At 68.2% G+C, this 16,239-nt stretch carries 18 protein-coding genes and 1 tRNA gene; 5 read left to right on the top strand and 14 right to left on the bottom strand.

The window, feature by feature from the left end:
- Nucleotides 1-10: 10 nt before the first annotated feature.
- The 3 genes from htpX (at nucleotide 11) to MJQ72_RS38675 (ending at nucleotide 3,439) form a co-directional block, all read left to right on the top strand.
- On the top strand, nucleotides 11-877 hold the full coding sequence (htpX, locus tag MJQ72_RS38685) for a zinc metalloprotease HtpX (protein ID WP_240595890.1): 867 nt from the start codon (nucleotides 11-13) through the stop codon (nucleotides 875-877).
- Nucleotides 878-1,048: 171 nt separating this feature from the next.
- Nucleotides 1,049-2,119, top strand: a complete 1,071-nt coding sequence (locus MJQ72_RS38680; protein WP_240595889.1) for an LLM class flavin-dependent oxidoreductase — start codon at nucleotides 1,049-1,051, stop codon at nucleotides 2,117-2,119.
- 3 nt (nucleotides 2,120-2,122) lie between these two features.
- A complete protein-coding gene (locus MJQ72_RS38675) occupies nucleotides 2,123-3,439 on the top strand; it encodes an NtaA/DmoA family FMN-dependent monooxygenase (protein WP_240595888.1) in 1,317 nt (438 codons plus the stop codon).
- Here the strand turns inward: MJQ72_RS38675 and rfbA are convergent.
- Nucleotides 3,429-4,310: a glucose-1-phosphate thymidylyltransferase RfbA gene (gene rfbA, locus MJQ72_RS38670; RefSeq protein WP_037332809.1), complete on the bottom strand. Its 882-nt coding sequence runs from the start codon at nucleotides 4,308-4,310 to the stop codon at nucleotides 3,429-3,431. The genes MJQ72_RS38675 and rfbA overlap by 11 nt on opposite strands.
- A gap of 53 nt (nucleotides 4,311-4,363) precedes the next feature.
- A complete protein-coding gene (locus MJQ72_RS38665) occupies nucleotides 4,364-5,512 on the bottom strand; it encodes a sialidase family protein (RefSeq protein ID WP_240595887.1) in 1,149 nt (382 codons plus the stop codon).
- 184 nt (nucleotides 5,513-5,696) lie between these two features.
- On the opposite strand from MJQ72_RS38665, the gene MJQ72_RS38660 reads away from it, so the two are divergent.
- Complete coding sequence (locus MJQ72_RS38660; RefSeq protein ID WP_240595886.1) at nucleotides 5,697-6,371, top strand: hypothetical protein; 675 nt, start codon at nucleotides 5,697-5,699, stop codon at nucleotides 6,369-6,371.
- A gap of 49 nt (nucleotides 6,372-6,420) precedes the next feature.
- On the opposite strand, the gene MJQ72_RS38655 is transcribed toward MJQ72_RS38660, so the two are convergent.
- Nucleotides 6,421-6,912 (bottom strand): YajQ family cyclic di-GMP-binding protein, encoded by a 492-nt coding sequence (locus tag MJQ72_RS38655; protein WP_016331028.1) that lies wholly within the window; start codon nucleotides 6,910-6,912, stop codon nucleotides 6,421-6,423.
- Nucleotides 6,913-7,031: 119 nt separating this feature from the next.
- On the opposite strand from MJQ72_RS38655, the gene MJQ72_RS38650 reads away from it, so the two are divergent.
- Nucleotides 7,032-7,113, top strand: a tRNA-Tyr gene (locus MJQ72_RS38650).
- Nucleotides 7,114-7,244: 131 nt separating this feature from the next.
- Here MJQ72_RS38650 and MJQ72_RS38645 read toward each other — a convergent pair.
- The 11 genes from MJQ72_RS38645 to MJQ72_RS38595 all read right to left on the bottom strand — a co-directional run bounded on the left by MJQ72_RS38645 (nucleotide 7,245) and on the right by MJQ72_RS38595 (nucleotide 16,157).
- Nucleotides 7,245-8,612: an integrase gene (locus MJQ72_RS38645; RefSeq protein ID WP_240595885.1), complete on the bottom strand. Its 1,368-nt coding sequence runs from the start codon at nucleotides 8,610-8,612 to the stop codon at nucleotides 7,245-7,247.
- Nucleotides 8,612-8,800, bottom strand: coding sequence for an AlpA family transcriptional regulator (locus MJQ72_RS38640; protein ID WP_240595884.1), 189 nt, complete (start codon nucleotides 8,798-8,800; stop codon nucleotides 8,612-8,614). Before MJQ72_RS38640 ends, MJQ72_RS38645 begins: the two co-directional genes overlap by 1 nt.
- Nucleotides 8,801-9,039: 239 nt before the next feature.
- Nucleotides 9,040-10,194, bottom strand: coding sequence for a DUF3631 domain-containing protein (locus MJQ72_RS38635; RefSeq protein ID WP_240595883.1), 1,155 nt, complete (start codon nucleotides 10,192-10,194; stop codon nucleotides 9,040-9,042).
- Nucleotides 10,194-10,712 carry a hypothetical protein gene (locus tag MJQ72_RS38630; RefSeq protein WP_240595882.1) on the bottom strand — a complete coding sequence of 173 codons (519 nt, stop codon included), beginning with the start codon at nucleotides 10,710-10,712 and terminating at the stop codon, nucleotides 10,194-10,196. The genes MJQ72_RS38635 and MJQ72_RS38630 overlap by 1 nt, the downstream gene beginning before the upstream one ends.
- A gap of 49 nt (nucleotides 10,713-10,761) precedes the next feature.
- Nucleotides 10,762-11,394: an HNH endonuclease family protein gene (locus MJQ72_RS38625; RefSeq protein ID WP_240595881.1), complete on the bottom strand. Its 633-nt coding sequence runs from the start codon at nucleotides 11,392-11,394 to the stop codon at nucleotides 10,762-10,764.
- Nucleotides 11,395-11,628: 234 nt separating this feature from the next.
- Nucleotides 11,629-13,872 (bottom strand): cell division protein FtsK, encoded by a 2,244-nt coding sequence (locus tag MJQ72_RS38620; protein WP_240595880.1) that lies wholly within the window; start codon nucleotides 13,870-13,872, stop codon nucleotides 11,629-11,631.
- A complete protein-coding gene (locus tag MJQ72_RS38615; protein WP_240595879.1) occupies nucleotides 13,872-14,810 on the bottom strand; it encodes a hypothetical protein in 939 nt (312 codons plus the stop codon). The genes MJQ72_RS38620 and MJQ72_RS38615 overlap by 1 nt, the downstream gene beginning before the upstream one ends.
- Entirely contained in the window at nucleotides 14,810-15,010 is a 201-nt protein-coding gene (locus MJQ72_RS38610) for a hypothetical protein (RefSeq protein WP_240595878.1), read from the bottom strand. The genes MJQ72_RS38615 and MJQ72_RS38610 overlap by 1 nt, the downstream gene beginning before the upstream one ends.
- A complete protein-coding gene (locus MJQ72_RS38605; RefSeq protein WP_240595877.1) occupies nucleotides 15,010-15,327 on the bottom strand; it encodes a hypothetical protein in 318 nt (105 codons plus the stop codon). The genes MJQ72_RS38610 and MJQ72_RS38605 overlap by 1 nt, the downstream gene beginning before the upstream one ends.
- Nucleotides 15,328-15,897: an RRQRL motif-containing zinc-binding protein gene (locus tag MJQ72_RS38600; protein ID WP_240595876.1), complete on the bottom strand. Its 570-nt coding sequence runs from the start codon at nucleotides 15,895-15,897 to the stop codon at nucleotides 15,328-15,330.
- Nucleotides 15,894-16,157, bottom strand: a complete 264-nt coding sequence (locus MJQ72_RS38595) for a hypothetical protein (RefSeq protein WP_240595875.1) — start codon at nucleotides 16,155-16,157, stop codon at nucleotides 15,894-15,896. Before MJQ72_RS38595 ends, MJQ72_RS38600 begins: the two co-directional genes overlap by 4 nt.
- Nucleotides 16,158-16,239: the final 82 nt, after the last annotated feature.

Raw genomic sequence — 16,239 nt, 5'->3', positions numbered from 1 at the left:
GCAGGACGCCGTGCACAAGCACCAGAACGGGCTGAAGACCGTCGTCCTGCTCGGCCTGCTGTCCGCGCTCATCGTCGGGATCAGCGGCTTCTTCGGGCGGGGCGCGCTGGTCATCGGCCTGGTGGTGGCGCTCGGCGTCAACGCGTACGCCTACTTCAACTCCGACAAGCTGGCGCTGCGGGCCATGCGCGCGCGGCCGGTCTCCGAGGCCGAGCAGCCGGCGATGTACCGGATCGTGCGGGAGCTGGCGACCACGGCGCGGCAACCGATGCCGCGGCTCTATGTCAGCCCCACCGTGGCCCCGAACGCCTTCGCCACCGGCCGCAGCCCCCGGCACGCGGCGGTGTGCTGCACCACCGGCATCCTCGATCTGCTCGACGAGCGCGAACTGCGGGCGGTGCTCGGGCACGAGCTGTCCCACGTCTACAACCGCGACATCCTGATCTCGTGCGTCGCGGGCGCGCTGGCGAGCGTGATCAGCGTGATCGCCAACATCGCGATGTTCACCAGCGTTTTCGGCGGCAACAACCGCGAGGACGGCGACAGTCCGCTGGTCGGGCTGCTCCTGGTGCTGATCGGGCCGATCGCGGCCGCCGTGGTGAAGCTCGGGGTGAGCCGCTCGCGGGAGTTCCAAGCCGACGCGTCGGGCGCGGAACTCACCGGCGACCCGCTCGGCCTGGCGTCCGCCCTGCGGAAGCTCGACAGGGGGACGCGCGCGGCGCCGCTCGTGCCGGAGCCGAAGCTGGTCTCGCAGTCGCACCTCATGATCGCGAACCCGTTCCGCCCCGGCGAAGGCCTCTCGAAGCTCTTCTCGACCCACCCGCCCATGGCCGAACGCATCCGGCGCCTGGAAGACATGGCCCGCCGCCCCTACTGACCAGCCGGATCGCGTTTAGCCCGCTAACTGCGCTCTGCCGCCAGATCGCGTTTAGCCCGCGAAACGCAGGTCCGCCTCCAGATCGCGATTAGCCCGCTAAACGCAGGTCGGCCCGGGGATCTCACCTCGTGAGAGCGGGAATCGGGGGACGAGGGCGCGAGTTCCCCGGGCATGGGTTCCGCACAGCAGTTGCACCTCGGGGTCGCGCTCGACGGGGCCGGGCAGCATCCGGCCGCCTGGCGGGTCTCCGACGTCCGCCCGTCCGCGTTGTTCACCGCCGCCCACTACCTCGCCCACGCGAAGCTCGCCGAAGCGGCTTCGCTCGACTTCGTCACCCTCGACGACACCCTCGCGCTCCAGCCCGGAGGCGAGGAGGTCGTCCGAGGGCGCCTCGACGCGTTGCTGACCTTCGCCGCCATAGCCCCCGTGACCAGCGGAATCGGCCTCATCCCCACGGTCACCACCACCCACACCGAGCCGTTCCACATCTCGACGGCCGTCGCGTCGCTCGACTTCGCGAGCCGCGGCCGCGCAGGTGTCCTCGCGGTGCCTTCGCGCACCGAAGCCGAGGTCGCGCACTTCGGCAGGCGCACCCTGCCGTCCGAGGTGGACGCCGAAGCGGAGAACGCCGAGGTCGTCGACGTCATCGCCCGCCTCTGGGACAGCTGGGAGGACGGCGCGATCATCCGCGACGAGCCGACCGGCCGCTTCATCGATCGCGAGAAGCTGCACTACGTCGACTTCGAAGGTCGCTTTTTCAGCATCAAGGGACCTTCGATCACGCCGCGTCCGCCGCAAGGCCACCCCGTCGTCGCGGTGTACGGCGACTCGCCGTACGCGCACGGCGCCGACGTCGTCCTGGCCGACGAGATCCGCGGCGCCCGCGAGCGCTTCCCGGACGCGAAACTCCTCGCCGGCCTGTCGATCGTGCTCGCCGAGACCGAGCAGGCCGCCATCGAGCGTCGCCGGGCGCTGGAGGCTTACGCGCCCTTCCCGCCGGGCCCGAGTTTCACCGGAACTCCCGCCGGCCTCGCCACCGAGCTGCCCCGCCTCGCGGCATCCAACGGCCTCGACGGCTTCCACCTCAGGCCCGCGGTCCTGCCCGACGACCTGGCGCTCTTCACCGCCGAGACCGTGCCCGCGCTCCAGGCCGCGGGCGCGTTCCGGCAGGCCTACACCGGCGCCACCCTGCGCGACCATCTCGGTCTCGGGGTCGCCGCCAACCAGTACGCGGAGGCGTGACAGATGCCCAAACAGGTCAAACTCGCCGCCCATTTCCCCGGCGTCAACAACACGACCGTGTGGAGCGACCCGCGTTCGGGTAGCCAAATCGACTTTTCGTCCTTCGAGCATCTCGCGCGCACGGCCGAGCGGGGCAAGTTCGACTTCCTGTTCCTCGCCGAAGGCCTGCGCCTGCGCGAACACGCGGGCAAGATCCTCGACTCCGACGTCGTCGGGCGGCCGAACACCACCACCGTGCTGGCCGCGCTGTCGGCGGTCACCACCCGCCTCGGCCTCGCGGGCACGCTGTCGTCCACCTTCAACGAGCCGTACGAGGTCGCGCGGCAGGTCGCGAGCATCGACCACCTCTCCGGTGGCCGCGCCGCGTGGAACGTCGTCACGTCACCGGACGCGTGGACGGGCCAGAACTTCCGCCGCGGCGGCTTCCTGAAACGCGAGGACCGCTATCGCCGCGCCGAGGAATTCCTCGCCACCGTGCGTGAACTCTGGGACAGCTGGGCGCCCGACGCGCTCGTGGGGGACAAGGAGAACGGCGTCTTCGCCCGCGGCATCGGCCGATTTGTCCACAGTGGACCGCAGTTCGACATCCACGGCGCGTTCACCGTCCCGAGGACCCCGCAGGGGCAGCCGATCGTCATCCAGGCCGGGGATTCCGACGAGGGCAGGGAGTTCGCCGCCAAGACCGCCGACGTCATCTTCAGCCGCCACGGTTCGCTGGAGAGCGGCAAGGAGTTCTTCGCCGACGTCAAGCGACGGCTGCCCGCGTACGGCCGCGAGCCCGGAGAGCTGCTGATCATGCCCGCCGCGACCTTCGTCCTCGGCGACACCGAGGAGGACGCGCACGAGCAGGCCCGCGAGATCCGCTATCAACAGGTCCGTCCGGCGACCGCGATCCAGTTCCTCGAACAGGTCTGGAGCCGCGACCTCTCCGCCTACGACGCCGACGGCCCGCTCCCCGAGATCGACCCGGATCCCGACGCCGAACCACTGACCTGGGGCCGCGTCCGGCACGAGAAGGATCCGCTGGCCGTGGCCGCGAAATGGCGGGCGATCGCGGAGGAGAAGAAGCTCTCGATCCGCGAACTGGTCATCGAGGTGACCGCGCGCCAGCAGTTCGTCGGCACCGCCCGGCAGGTCGCGGAATCGATCGACGAATACGTCCAGGGCGACGCCGCCGACGGCTTCGTGCTGGTGCCGCATCTGACCCCGGGCGGGCTGGACGCGTTCGTCGACGACGTCATCCCACAGCTACAGGAACGTGGTGTCTTCCGGAGCGACTACACCGGCGACACCCTGCGGGAACACCTGTTCAGCCGGTAGCACCCTGGGTGCGCGCGACGTTCATCAGATATTCGCCGTAGCCGGACTTCGCCAGCTTCGCCCCGAGCGCGAAGCACTGCTCCGCGTCGATGAAGCCCATACGCAGCGCGACTTCTTCGAGACAGGCGATCCGGACACCCGTCCGGTGCTCGAGGACCTGCACGAACTGGCCCGCCTCCAGCAGCGAGTCGTGCGTTCCGGTGTCGAGCCAGGCGAACCCGCGGCCGAGGTCGATCAGCGTCGCGCGGTCCTGCCGCAGGTAGGTGAGGTTGACGTCCGTGATCTCCAGCTCGCCGCGCGGGGAGGGCTTGAGGTCACGGGCGATCTCGACGACCTGGTTGTCGTAGAAGTACAGGCCGGTGATGGCCTTGTTCGACTTCGGCTTCTCGGGTTTCTCCTCGATGGAGAGGAGCTTGCCGTCGGCGTCGATCTCGCCGACGCCGTACCGCTGCGGATCCTTCACCGGGTAGCCGAACAGCACGCAGCCGTCGAGCGCGGTGGCCGCGGCCTGCAGCCTGCTGGAGAATCCCTGGCCGTAGAAGATGTTGTCGCCGAGCACGAGCGCGACGTCGTCGTCGCCGACGAAGTCCGCGCCGATGACGAACGCCTCGGCCAGCCCGTTCGGGGCGGCCTGCTCGGCGTAGCTGAAGCTGAGCCCGAACTGGCTGCCGTCACCGAGCAGCCGCCGGAAATGCGGCAGGTCGACGGGGGTCGAGATGATCAGGATCTCGCGGATCCCGGCGAACATCAGCACCGAGATCGGGTAGTAGATCATCGGTTTGTCGTAGACCGGTAGCAGCTGTTTCGATATCGCCTGGGTGATGGGATGCAGACGCGTCCCACTGCCCCCCGCCAGCACGATGCCCTTCATGCGATGCCCCCGCTTCGTAGCCGATCGCTCGGGATCTCACACTACCGGGTGGCTCAGAACGCCGGGCCCTTCGCGAAGTACGCCTTGCAGCCGAGGTTGTACTCGGTGGAGATCTGCAACACGTTCTTGCCGCCGTCGACCGGCAGCAGCGTCGAGCTGTAGTTGGGGCAGAAGTTGTTGTGGATCCCGACGATGTGCACCGGCGCGGGCAGTTCGTACCAATGCCCGGCGCCGAAGTTGTCGTTGGCCAGCAGGACCTGGCCGTTCTTGGGCTGCGGGACCCCGGCGGCGTTCGTGTAGATCTGCCCGACCATCACCAGCCGCACGCCGTTCGGGCCGCCGGGGAACAGCGTGATCGTCTGCGCGTGCTGGAAGTAGTTGCCGCTGGCGGTGGTGACGCGGGTGCCGGGGTCGAGGGGATCACCCCAGTTGGCGCCGTCGGAGGAGATCTTGAAGTACGGGTCGCAGTAGCGGTCGCGGTAGTTGCAGATCTCGTAGGCCAGGTAGTACCGGCCGTCGGGGAGGCGGCGGATGATCGGCATCCCGGGCCGCACCCGATGCGGTGGGATTGCCATCGTGCGCTGCTTGGTGCCCCAGTTCACCCCGTCGGTGGAGGCGACCCGGTTCATCACCTGCGCGAACTGGGGAGCCTCGGTCTCGTCGGCGTAGTGCAGCCAGAGCGTGCCGCCCGCGTCGACGACGAACTCCGGCTCCCAGATGCCGTCGTGGTTGTGCGAGCGGGCGGCCTCGGACAGGAAGGCCCACGAGCGGCCGGCGTCGCGGCTGTACCAGATCCTGATGCCGATCCGCCGCTGCGGACCGGCATCCTGCCGGTAGCTCGCGGCCCACAGCAGGGTGCCCGCGCGAAGCCTGCCGACCCGCTGCGGCAGTTCGTACAGCGTTCCGCAGCACATGCCGCGGCGACCGTCGCGGTCGCGGACCTCGCCGATCTTGTGGAAGGTCTGGCCCTCGTCGGTGCTCTCCATGATCGGGGTGAACTTGCCGCTCGCGTCTTCGCTGGTCAGCGACGCGAGGATGCGGCCGCGGCCGATCGAGGAATGCTCCAGGCGGATGAGCCGCGGGTACGAGCCGTAGCCGGGCACGAGCTGTTGGCGCTCCGCGGCCTGCGCGGACGTGAACAGGGACGCGATCACCGTGAGTGACAGCGCGAAGGCGAGTGCGGAGCTGAAACGGCGTTTCATCGTGACCTTCCTCGAACGCGATCGCCGGATTACAACACGGGCTTTTGTCCCTTTCGGACTCCCGAGGAGGCGTTGCGACGGAAACCCACGTCCGAGTGGCCTGAATCGCTCGGCCGAGTGATCCGGTAACGCTGGGCTATCGACCGACGAAGATCGGATGACGGGTTCGACTAGGGGGAAACACGTGATCAGGCGCTTGTGCGCGGCCGCGAGTGCCGTGCTGCTGACCGCAGGCCTGATGGCCTGCTCGCCGCCGGCTCTCGGTCGCGTCGTCCCGCGGGCGGCCGCCCCGGACGGGTTGCGCTCGCCGACGACGATTCCCACGCCGACCACCACCCCGAAGCCCGGTCCGCAGCCGGAGGAGAAGCACTCGGGGAAGGGGAACGCGTCGGTCCCCATGGCCTGGCCGTCGCGCATCGGCTTCGTGACCTTCGACTGTCCGAAGTGTTCCGGGCACGTCGCGGTCAACACCGAGAACGAGCTGATCGTCAACGACGTCGGCCCATACAAGGGCACGCAGTGGATCAACGACATGCCCGGCCGTCAGGCGAAGACGTTCACCGTCAAGGCCAACGCCGCCTGGACGCTGACCATCACCGACGAAAGCGGTTTGCCCGTCCTCACGCCGGGCAAGGCCCTGTCCGGCAAGAGCGAAGCGGTCTTCGCCGCGCCCGATGGCGTCTCATCGGTCGCCATCACCACCAAGAACAGCGGCCGCACCGCGGTGTGGGTGCACAGTGGCGACTACTCGGAGCTCCCCGTGAACCAGCTCGGCGACTACAAGGGCAGCGTGCCCGTGTCCGGTCCGGCCTTCGTGTCGGTGGAAGGCGACGGGACCTGGACGGTCACCGCGTCGTAGACATGACGAAGGCCACCTTCCGCGGAAGGTGGCCTCGCCGTCGCCGTGCTCAGCGGTAGTTCGTGAACTGCAGCGCGATCTCGAAGTCCTTGCCCTTCAGCAAGGCGATCACGTCCTGCAGCTGGTCCTTCTTCTTGCCGGACACCCGAAGCTGGTCGCCCTGGATCTGCGCCTGGACGCCCTTGGGGCCTTCGTCACGGATGAACTTGGCTATCTGCTTCGCCTTGTCCGACGCGATCCCCTGCAGGATCTTGCCGCCGATCTTGTAGATCTTGCCGGACAACGCCGGCTCGCCCGCCTCGAAGGCCTTCAGGGAGATGCCGCGTTTGATCAGCTTCTCCTTGAACACCTCGACCGCCGCCAGCGCCCGCTCCTCGGTCTCGGACTCGATCGCGATCGCCTCTTCACCGGACCAGTCGATCTTGGTCCCGGTACCCCGGAAGTCGAACCGCGTACCGAGTTCCTTGCTGGCCTGGTTCAGGGCGTTGTCCACCTCCTGGCGATCGACCTTGCTCACCACGTCGAAAGAGGGATCCGCCACGTGTTCTCACACCTCGTACTCGCTTGTCAGGAGCTTCCACCCTAGCCCTGCGGAACCCGGTTGACCGGCCCGCCACGGCATTGGGTATTCTTTCGTCTCGGCCGGGGACACCCGGCCACGGCGAGTTGCCCGAGCGGCCAAAGGGATCTGACTGTAAATCAGACGGCACTGCCTTCGGGGGTTCGAATCCCTCACTCGCCACACCAGCAAGATCGGCCCCCTGACCTGGGAAACCAGGACAGGGGGCCGATCTTGTTATGTGCAGTTGTGTGCAGCTCGGCGCGGCTGCTAGCGGGTGGCCGCGCCAAATACGCGCCAAAGTTTGCCCGGGCCTACTCGCCACCCAGAGCCCTGGTCACGCGGTCTCGGGCGGCCTGCTCACCGCCGTCGAGACACTTGGCGTAGACCCTTAGCAGCACGGAGAGACTGTGTCCGGCCCACTTGGCCACCCGGGTGGGCTCCACGCCGCCGTTGAGCCACGTGGACACCGCAGCGTGGCGGAGGTCATAGGGACGTTTTCCGAGCGGCCCAGCGGCCACCTCGGCGGTGAAGACTCGTTCACGTGCCGTCGCCCACACCCGGCCGTAGACCGAGCTACCGACCCGGCCGCCGTCGCGGGCTCCTCGGAACAGCCTGCCGTCCGGCGCGGTTCCGAACCGGCGTAGGTGCTCGTGGAGTAGCGCGGTGAGTTGAGGCGGGCACGGCACCGTCCGCTCCTCCTCTTCGGCCCGGTGCTTGAGCGGCCCCTCTTCGGATGCCTCGCCGGAGTCGGTCCATTCCTGCCCGATCTCCGGGCGCGCCCTCCTAAGGAGAAGATCTCCCCATCCTTCCTTGGGCAGCGACAGATCAGTCTTGTTCAGGTTCGCTACCTCCTCCGGACGGAGAGCGGCGTAGTACATCAGCCCGTAGAACGCGACCAGGGGCGGACCCTGCTTGCCGATCGTGCCGACTGCTTCGAGCAGCATTCGCCCCTGAATCGGGTTTACGACGGACTTCGGGTCGACCTCGTGGACGACGAACTTTCGCTTCTTCATCTTCACGTCCTCAACCGGATTCGCCGTCAGAAGCTTCTGTTCGGGCGACATTGCGTACTCGATGGCGTTTCCGAGGGCGACGCGGCGAAGTCGCACGGTGTTGGTCGCTGCCTTCTTTCCGTCCAGCTTGAGATCCAAGGCGCGTAGAACAGCGCGCAGCGTGTCCGCGTTCGCTAGCTCGCCGACGTTGCGGCTCGACTTCGCGGCGAATGAGAGAGCCTGTCGGACTTCGTCGGTTTGGGGCGCGTTCCGTGTGTTCAGGTTGAAGGCTGTCTTGAGGGCCTTTCGCAGGTTCTTGGGGTCGCACGGCGGTTTCCCTTTGAGCATGGGAACCGTGATGGTCATCAAGGACTCTGCGAGAGACGCGCGGTACTTGGGTGACGACTCCGGCCACTTCATGTCCGCGTACTCACAAGCGAACACAAACCAAGACTTGACCTCGGTCGCGCGAAGCATCGAGACCGGCAGCCCGCTCTCAGTGTCGAACGCCTCTCCCTCACGGGCGGCAGTGAGGAGTTTGGATCGGAAACTGTCGGCGAGAGCGAGCGTGTCGAAGCTCTCGCCGAACTTTTCACCGGCAACTACCCAGCGGGCTCGGTACGTCGTCTTCCGCTTGCCCTCGTACTTGTAGAGCGTCCAGATTCGGACGTCATGTGTGGTCGCCATCAGGCAGCAGCCTCCTCGCACATGTCCAGAAAGCGTTCGTACTCGGAACGGCGGATACGGAGATCACCGTTCGGCAGTTTCAGACAGCTAGGTCCGCGCCCGGTGGCGCGCCATTGCTGGAATGTCCGGCGTGAGATCTTCATTTCGGCGCAGAATTCGGCGACTGTGAGCCAGTTCGTGGTGGCCATGGTGGCGGCTTCTCCTCGCGCGGCGGTGCGTGCTGGTGGCGTGCGCGACGTGCATGGCGGTCTCCTTGGCGGCTTGAGCGGGTGTTGTCGGTAACTTCGGTAACCTCGGTAACTTCGCTGGTCAGACGGTTACCGAGGGATTTTCGGCTCGGTAACCTCGGTAACCCGGTTACCGCAGTTACCGCAGCGATTTCGGCTCGGTAACCGTCTGACCTGCACGGTTACCGGGGTTACCGCAGTTACCGGGAATCCCCGGTTTCGGGTGGCGGGAGGTAGCGGGTCCAGGCGTCGGCGAGGCCGGTCTCGCCGGTGGTGCGGTAGCCCTTGGCGGTGGTGCCGTTGTGCTTGAACGCGTGGACTTCCACCCCGTACCGGCCGAGTTCCTTGGACAGGTGGCGGGCGTCGAACGGCTTGCCGTAGTAGTCGGCCCACGGAGCCTCTTCCATGGCGTGGAGGGCTTCGAGGATGGTCGTGGTGGGCAGGCGTTCGGCCTGGTGCGCGGTGAAGACGGTCCGCAGGTCGGCGAGCAAGCGGGTTCCGACGCTGCCCGCGCGGTGGTTGTTGGCGGTGACGAAGTGCTTGCAGGCTTCGCGGGCTTTCTCCGGCCATTCGCCTCCGGCGGCGTCGGCGAGGGCCAGCAGGGGTTCCCAGATCTCGGCGGAGCGGTCGGTGACACCTTCGGGCATCTCGGGTTCGGCCTCGCCGACCTGTGCGGCGACGCTGTGGACCCAGTCGGCGAGCCGGTCCCGCAGTGGTTCGGCCTCGGTCTCGACACGGCGGGTCTTGAAGGGCTCGACAGTTTCGCCCGGTGCGCGGCGGCGCATGTGGACAGTGATGGCGCGGGTGGTGATGGTGTCCGGCATGTGCCCGGCGATTCCTGCCAAAGCGGCGGGGGCGTAGACCTTGAACCGCTGCACGGCCATGGCCTTGGCGTCGCCGACACAGCGCGGGATCGTGGCCGACCGCTTGTATCCGGCGTTGAGCAGTGCGCGCAGGTCCTCGGTGTTGCCGGTGTTCTTCGGGTTGAAGATGGCGTCCACCTCATCGAACAGGATCGTGATCGGCGCGGCGGATACGAGTCGGAACAGCGCGGCCGGGGAGGCAGACAACGTCATCTCTGGCGAGGCCACGAGGTACTGCGCGACCTCCAGAACGCGGGTCTTCCCGCTACCGGGCTCGGCAGACGACAGGATCAGTCGCGGGGTGATGTAGAAGTGCTCGGCGGCGTGGGTGTGGGCGTACCAGAGCGCGAGCATCGGCGCGCAGTGTGGCGAGGGGAAGACGTTGAAGCGGGACACGAACTCTCCGATCTGGTCCAGGACTTCGGCGCCATCGGCGGACGTGGCGGTCGGCTCACGGGGAGGCGACACCACCCGCAGCGCGGGCACGGTCATCAGGCGGCCTTTCCTCGGTGGGCGTCGAGACTGGGAATGCCGGCATTCCTGCCGAGGGCATCCCGGTAGCGGGTCCACAGCTCCTCGGCGGCGGTGTCATCTGCGAGGTCCCGCACGATCTCGGCGGGGCTCGATTCCGCGGCTTGGATGAGGCGCTGTGCGTGGGTGGTGAGAGCGCGTCGCCAGGCGTTCTCGAGGACCACGGTTTTGAGCCATCCGGCGAGGGCGGGTGTGACGTCGCTGTAGGTCTCGCGTAGCCACCCGCCGAGCCGGTGCTGTCGGTGTTCGCCGGTGGCGCGTCCGGTGCGGACGGCGTGGACGAACAGGGCGACCGGTGCCGGTGGGTGGTCGTCGGCGATGAGTTCGATGGCCAGTTGAAGCACGAACGCTGCCATGGGGTCGGCCAGGTCGTCGGCGCGCATTCCGGTGAGCAGGCGCCGGGCTTGGTCGGCGGACAGCCACATGAGACAGCCGAGGAACTGGCGTTCGGGATCGGTGAGCGGGTGTGCCGTGTCCATCGAAGTACCTTCCACAGTGGACAGTCAGGGCGGTTAGGTCAGGGGTTGGTCAGCAGCGCTTGAGGATGGCGGCGATGGCGTCGTGCTCGGCCTTGTCGACGCTCATGCGGTAGGCGGTCTTCACCTGCACCCAGTGCGCGACATAGCCGCACTTGTCTTTGGCGGGAAGCCACTTCGCAGGGTCCTGGTCGCCCTTGGCGCGGTTGGACTTCGCGGTTACGGCGACCAGGACGGCCGGGTCGTTGGCGTAGCGGGTCCGCTGTGCCTCGGTCCAGTCGCGGGTGTGCGAGCGGGCGGCCTCGGCGAGCGGCACCATGTGGTCGATGTCGACGGTTTCGGGGTCGGTGACCTTCACGCCGTCGTAGCGGCTGGTCCACTCTCCACTGAGGACCTTGCAGCCCTTGCCGGTGGTGACGTTGCGCCCTTGGGTCTTGAGGGTGTCTTCGCGGCGGTTGCAGCCCTTGCCGACGGAGTCCCAGTGGGGCCAGTCGTCGCGGTTGTAGTGGGCGCCGGTGTCGGCGGGCTTCACGGCGAGCTTGGAGAGTTGCCGAGTGGCGGTGGTGGAGTCGGTGCCGCTGGGGGTTCCGGTGGCGGCCGGGACCTCGCAGCCGGTGACGAACAGCGCGGCGAGGGCGAGCGGGACGGCGGCGGCGAAGGCGCGGCCGGTGGTGTGCGTGGTCAAAACGGAGTCCTTACGTCGGTGACTGTGTGTGCCTGTTTTGGGCAGTGCTCGACCAGGGCTAGAGCCGGTGGCGATGGCGGCTAGCCGGGGTTTTCGCGGGTTTCCGCAGGTCCGCGCGGGGGTGGTCTAGGTCCCTAGAGTCCTGGTCAGAAAGTCGCGGTGTTCTAGAGTGGGGGTCTAGGTCTAGGGGCGCTCCGGTCTAGGACGCGGCGCGCCCCTAGCCCTAGATTTCTGTCACGCTCGGTTACTCTTGGCCTTGGTGAGGGCGTCGCGGGTGTAGCCGTTGCGGTTGCTGCCCTTGCCGGTTTCGGGGTCGGTGGCCCACACCTGTCCGGGCTTCACCCCGTCCGGCTTGAGCGCGGTGGCGAGCGCGGCGGGGTTCCACTTGCCGTAGGTCGAGGGCCGGAGTTCGGCGAGCCGGGACACGATCACGTCCGACCAGAGCTTCTCCTCGCCCTTTTCGAACACGCCGAGGACGTCGGCGAGCGTGTCCAGACGCGCGGTGTCCAGGTCGACCTCTTCCCCGGCGGCGTAGCCGGTGATGTTGCCCAGGGCTTCGCGCTGTTTGCGGGCACCGGCGGCGATGCGCTTGGCGGTCGGCCCGTCTTGGTACACGGACCGGGTGATCTGCGCGTCGCTGCCCTCACCGCGCAGGTAGCCGATTCCCTTGTCAGACCAGGCAAACGTGGTCGCGCGAATGCCGTTCTTGTACTGACTGGTGCCGAGGACCATGTCGTTTTCGGTCTGTCCCATGACTTTCAGGCAGTACCGGATGGACAGGTTCGCCGAAATGTCGGTCGGGATGGCCTTCGCGTCCGGCCGCTGGGTGGCGAGGAACAGCCCGATACCCAGTGCGGGACCACGTTTCACCAGGTCAGTGCAGATCTCCCGGAGTTCGTCGCCGTGCTCGGGGTGCTCGAACCACACCTGGCACTCGTCCACGCCGATGATGATGGGCGCCAATCCCAGGTCCTTGCGGGACGCCAGAGCCGGGGTGACCTTGTTGTCCGGGCACACGTTCTCGGGCAGGTTCCGGATCACCTTGGCGCGGCGGCGGAGTTCTTCGCGGAGTTCCCGCATCTCCACAACCATGCGCTCGATGTCTTCGGGGTCGTCGCCGACTCCGTAGCCGTGGCAGACCTGCGACAACGCGGACAGGTCGCCGGTGCCCTTGAGGTCGTAGGCGTAGAGCACCGAGCGCGGGTCGAGTGCGGCGATGAGCAGGATTTCGCGCAGGGAAACGGTTTTGCCCATGCGGGGGATGGCGCCGATGGCGCCGGAGGCGAACATCATCGTGATGGGCACCCACCGGCCGCGCTGGTCCGTGCCGAACGGCTGAGGCTTGAACAGGTCCACCGTCGCCCCGGCCTTGGCGAGCGGCCACGGGGCCTGCTTGGTGGTGGACATGTCCTTGTCCCCGACCCAGATGATCAGACGGCCTTCGTGGATGGTCGGGTCACCCTCGGGCCAGACACACCCAAGCTGACGGCGCAGCCCGGAGGAGAGCCGTTCGCGGCGGTCGATGACATCCCCGGCCGTGACGCCCGGCGGCAGGTCGATATCCGCGCGCCAGCCGGGGCCGTCGCGCACGATCGGCGACGGGAACCCGATGCCCCGGCCCTTCGCGATGGCCTGGTTGATCCCCGCGATACCCAGCGCGCCTAGCGCGTCTTCGATCATCGCCGACGTGAGCTTCGGCGCCTTCGCGGAGTCGACGGCGCGCCCGGCGACGGGCTTGTCCTTCGGTGCCCCGAACCAGCCCACCAACGTCATGGCGGTGATGAGGATGGTCCAGTTCCAGAACGGGGTGACGTAGGTGATCGCGAGATAGACGATGGCGATGAGGGTCAGGACACCGACCATCACGGGCGCAGACCGGCGGCGAACGGTCTCGTTCCGTGCCTCGCGCAGCCTCATGTACTCGTTCACGTCGGCCCGGTCACGGGCGTCCATGCGCACCGGCTTCGACTCCGCGTCGAACACCCAGCGGTGTACACGAACGGCGCCCCGGCACAACGCGCCCGGAGCCTTCAGCAGCGCGCTCGGGACGTACACGGGCACCCGCAGCGCGTGGAACGCGGTCTGGTGCCCGGCGAGCTGCACGAGGAACTTCGCGCGGGATTTGAACTCCTCGGCCGAGAGCAGCCAGGACGCGACGAGCGGCCGGGCCTTGGCGTCGGACACGGTCTCCCACCAGGACTTTTTGACCTCCGGCGGGTCCACCTTCGCGGCGGGCTCGGACTCGTCCACGATCTCTGCGTCGAGGACGTTCGAGGGGACCACGGCGGTGGTGTCGCGGGGTGTCGGGATCTCCTCGGCGGTGCGGGCGGTGCCCGGCTTGAACTCCACCACGTTGCCGTTCACGACACGGCCGTCCGGCCGTTCGTCAGAGGCGGTGTCGGGTGTCGGGTTGGGCGTGTTCACCATGGCGTCCCTCTCGGGCTCGGATGCGGGGGTGTGGTCGGCGGTGGTGGACATCAGGCGGCCTCCTCCGTGTCCGTCGGGGTGGTGTTCGCGACGCTCACCGGCAGGACGGTGGGCGCGGTGCGGGTTTCGGCGATCAGGTCGTCGGCGACGTTCTTCGAGGTACCGCGCGAGACCTCGGGGCAGACCTCGCGGACCCATGCGGGGGTGATCTCGATGCCGGGCGCCCAGGCGGCGCGTGCCTCGGCGAGGTAGTCGCCGCGCAGCTTCCGGCTCTGCTTGGCGGGAGCCTTGGCCTTGCGGGTGGTGCGTCGCGGAGCCGTGGCGGGGGAGAGTGCCGGCGTGGGCACCGGCTCCTCGGCGTCCGGGGTGTCGGCGGGGGTGGCCTCGGCGGCCGGGGCGGTCTCCTCCGTATTCGCCTCGCCGGTGAAGGCGTGTCCAGCGGCCTTCATGACGGCTTCAGTGAGCTTGTCCCGCAGGACGGGGGCGGTTTCGGCGGCGAGGAACACCAGCACCGGCGGGACGGAGTGCAGCGCGACCCCTGCCACGTCGAGGTGAACCCAGGACTTCCAGGTGTTCATCACGTAGGTGGCCAGGAACGCGAACCACTTCGTCCGGTGCGCCCACTTCCCGGTCTGGACCTGGTAGCGGGCGGTGATCTGCTCCGCCCGCAGCACGGCCACCAGCACGAGCGACACCATCGGGTCCAGCAGCCACGCGGACAGCCAGCCCAGCGACCACGGGGCCGACCCGGAGGCGGCGAAAGCCTGGACGTTGACCATCGTGAACGCGAGACCCAGGAAGATCCCGACCCACAACAGCACGTCAATCTGAGTGCGCACCTTCTCCACCCGCAGCGCGATGACGTCGGGGTGGTTGGCCAGACGGCGAACCTGCGCGGCCGACTCGGCATCCTGCCGGAGCTTGTCCGCCTCGGTGAGCGGCTGGTGCCGCGCGTCCTGCGCGGTGGCGATGGCGGTGGTGGTGGTCATCAGCTCTCCCCCCACTTCGTCTCGTGCGTCTGGTCCCACTGCGCGATGCGGCCGTCCAACTCGGACTCCAGGACTTCCTGCCGCTCCTCGGTCGTCAGCTCGCCCAGGACGGCCTGACGGTCTTTGGGGCGCATGCCGGAGAGGAGCGTGTGGACCACGCGGTCGCCGATCTGTTCGCCCTCGGTCTTCTTGCGTGCCATCAGTGACGACCTCCCCGCGTGGTGGTGACGACCTCGGTGATGGCCATGAGCCGCACGATCGTGGCGGCGGCGAACAGGGCCGGGACGATGAGCGCGATCCAGGTGGCGGTGGTGTTGCCGATCTTCACGACCACCAGCCACTGCACGAACGCGATGACGGCGGTGGCCAGGATGAGCCGGATCGTGTTGCCGGTCATGCGGGTCACCTCCCGCACGCCCTTCTGTGCCTTGGTGGCGGACTTCCGTCCGGCACGCCACACGCTGAACACACCCACCAGCGCCAGGCCGCCCAGGATCATGAGGGTTTGCGTGGTCATTCAGGCCACCACCTTCGGGAACTCGGCACGGCCGGGCCGTGCGGAACGGATCGGGATCACCGGCGCGAGCTCGGCGGGGGAGAAGCCGCGGTGAGCCTCGGCGAGCTCGTGGGGGGCGAGGACCGGGGTTCCGGCCACGTAGTCGTGGAGGTAGGAATCGGGTTCGAGCCCGGCCCGGTACCGGCACGCCTCACACGTGCGGTCGGCCTTGGGCAGCTCGGCCCACCCGGTCTCCCCGCACTGGCGGCAGGTGCGGCGCGCGGCCATCGCCTTGTCCAGCGCGGCCTGACGGGCCGGGGTCATCGGCCGGACGGGCTTCGCTCCGTCGATCAGGAACAGGTCGGCGTGGACCTTCTTCCCGGCACGGGCGCACCGGAAGTACAGAACGGCCACCGGGTCCTGGCCGCCCGGACGCAACCCCATCGCCCGCAACTGGCGCCGGGTCGCGAGCTTGTCCGTCGGGGCGATACCCCAGGACAGCAGCGGCAGACCGTCACACGTGCCGCGAGTGAACTCCTGCAAGTCCGACCACGGAACCTCCCGCAGCGTCCACGGGTACTGGCGGCTCATTCGCCCTCACCCGCTTCAATCGCGGGGGCGCGGTGGGCGAACCAGCCGACCGAAGCGGCCACGCGGGCGTAGAGCCGCAGGGCCTCGCGGTAGGCGGGATCGGCGGTGACGTCCTCGGCTTCGAAGCTGTCGAGCCGGGTTTCGGTGCACTGGCGGACCAGGTCCAGCCACTCACCCATGACGTCCTGCGCGGCCTGCATCTGCCGCACAGCGCGTTCACGCGTCTGCCGGAGGTAGACGGCGAACTGCTCCTCTACCATCGGATTTCCCTTCGAGTCACTTGCTGGCTGGTTGGGGACACCCGGCGCGGTCGGCGCGTTCTTGGCGGAGTGGGCCGCCGCG

The organism is Amycolatopsis sp. EV170708-02-1 (assembly GCF_022479115.1).
GTDB lineage: Bacteria > Actinomycetota > Actinomycetes > Mycobacteriales > Pseudonocardiaceae > Amycolatopsis.
This window is presented reverse-complemented; position numbering and strand designations above follow the sequence as displayed.